The sequence below is a fragment of the bacterium genome, assembly GCA_037143175.1.
Taxonomy (GTDB): Bacteria; Verrucomicrobiota; Kiritimatiellia; order CAIKKV01; family CAITUY01; genus JAABPW01.
The window spans coordinates 1-1684 of record JBAWZF010000107.1; the positions used below are offsets into that span (position 1 = coordinate 1).

General features: G+C 51.2%; 2 protein-coding genes. Both read right to left on the bottom strand.

Going from position 1 to position 1684, the window contains the following annotated elements; all coding sequences use genetic code 11:
* Positions 1-195: 195 nt before the first annotated feature.
* Positions 196-684, bottom strand: a complete 489-nt coding sequence (locus tag WCI03_15320) for a DUF3368 domain-containing protein (GenBank protein MEI8141221.1) — start codon at positions 682-684, stop codon at positions 196-198.
* Complete coding sequence (locus WCI03_15325; GenBank protein MEI8141222.1) at positions 677-928, bottom strand: UPF0175 family protein; 252 nt, start codon at positions 926-928, stop codon at positions 677-679. Before WCI03_15325 ends, WCI03_15320 begins: the two co-directional genes overlap by 8 nt.
* Between the last annotated feature and the right edge of the window lie 756 nt (positions 929-1684).

Here is a 1684-nt window from a genome sequence, read left to right on the forward strand (position 1 = left end):
GGCTGCCACCTGAGAGACAGCACCTGTGCTCCGCACATCTACATTGTCTTCAATTCCCAGAAAAACCGTTTTGCGATTTTTGATGGCTGGTGTATTTACCCTGAGCTTGCCTGCGGTGAGCCTGCCGAACCGGGTGAGCCGCGTGCGAATCAGACATCTGGATTTAGGAAATCAGCGCGTCGAATGTCTTTCATTTCACTCCCCCGCACGAATACGAGCCATCTCAACAACCGCCTCACCAATGTAATAGCCGCAATCACGCATCTCCCGCAAAAGCGGAACCACGGCAGGAACCAATCCGCATTCCTTGGCCCGCACTAGAACGCCTACCGTACCGGTGGCTGCGAGGTGGAGGGCTTCCGCCGCTCGTCGCGCACGATAATCGTCAATGAGCAACAACGACCCGCTACGAATAATTCCCAACTGAATGACTTCAACTTCGCCTTTCCCGAGAAATACAGGCAACAATGTCAAGGACGGCGAAGGCACGGCCTCGATTTTTATCCATGATTCCCTGGTGAAGAGATCGGCCCCTTGCCGAAACTCTCCCTGCCCGGCGATTTCATCTGCCACGGCAGACGGCACACAAACTCCCCTGTACAACGTGCGCAAAATAGCCACTTTGCTGATGAGAGAAAGTGCTATCAAAGGTCCACTATCCGCAATCAGGACCACGTCACGCATTCGCAAACTCTGCTTGGAGTTGATCCTCATCGAGACGTGCCACGGGCACGTCCATTTGTCCCGCCTTCCAAAGAAATGCGGGTTTTGACAGGTGACTTAATTCGGCAGCCTTACCAGCAGAAATCCGACCAAGTTCAAAAAGTTTCAGCGCTAATAGAAAGACTGCTTCCTGCTCAAACGCCAGTGGACTTTCTCCAAGCGAAAATGGCAGACTTTCATCATATTGTATTGCCAGTGTTCTCATCGTTTCACCTCTTGATTTAGGTCACTATAGTGGCATCTAATCCCTAAAAGGTAAAGACTTGCATTTGGCCTGTCACGCCTCTATCTAAAAAAGTTGGCTACTCAAAGTCATTAACGTTAACCGATCTAACGTCTTGAACGTTTGCAACACAGGAGAAGTCATAATTACCAGTAAAATTGGTGAGTTCGCCATGACTTTATCAACCAAGATTATGCTTATTAACATTATGCTTTAAAGAATAATGCTTAATAAACATGGCAACTGAGGTGAGCGACACTTTCAATGTCATATTATTCCCGATATACTCCATTACTTAACCGCTTAAGTTAAAAAATACTTCACCACCAGCCTTCGCTCGCTGAAGAGCGATGGCTGTCCGCCGTAGACCCCGTACCCCGGGGCGAAGGAGGATGATCTTTGTTACCATATCTATGAGACTCCGGCCTGGCAAGCTGATCTTCACTGATTCACACTGATCAATAGCCCCAGGTTGAGGCAAACGCTTCTTCACGGTGGCGTTCGACGTCCCCGGCGAACGAAGGCCCCTATACCGTCCCTTGCTAGACCTTCAGCCGCCGGGACGTCGGCTGCCACCTGTGCTTCGCTCCTCTGCCTACTGCAAACTGCCAACTGCCCGCCTAGTGCTTTCCTCACGGTGGCGTTCGACGTCCCCGGCGAACGCATTTGCCGTATAACCGCCCTCATGTCGTCCATCAGCCGCCGAGGACGTCGGCTGCCACCTGAGAGACAGCACCT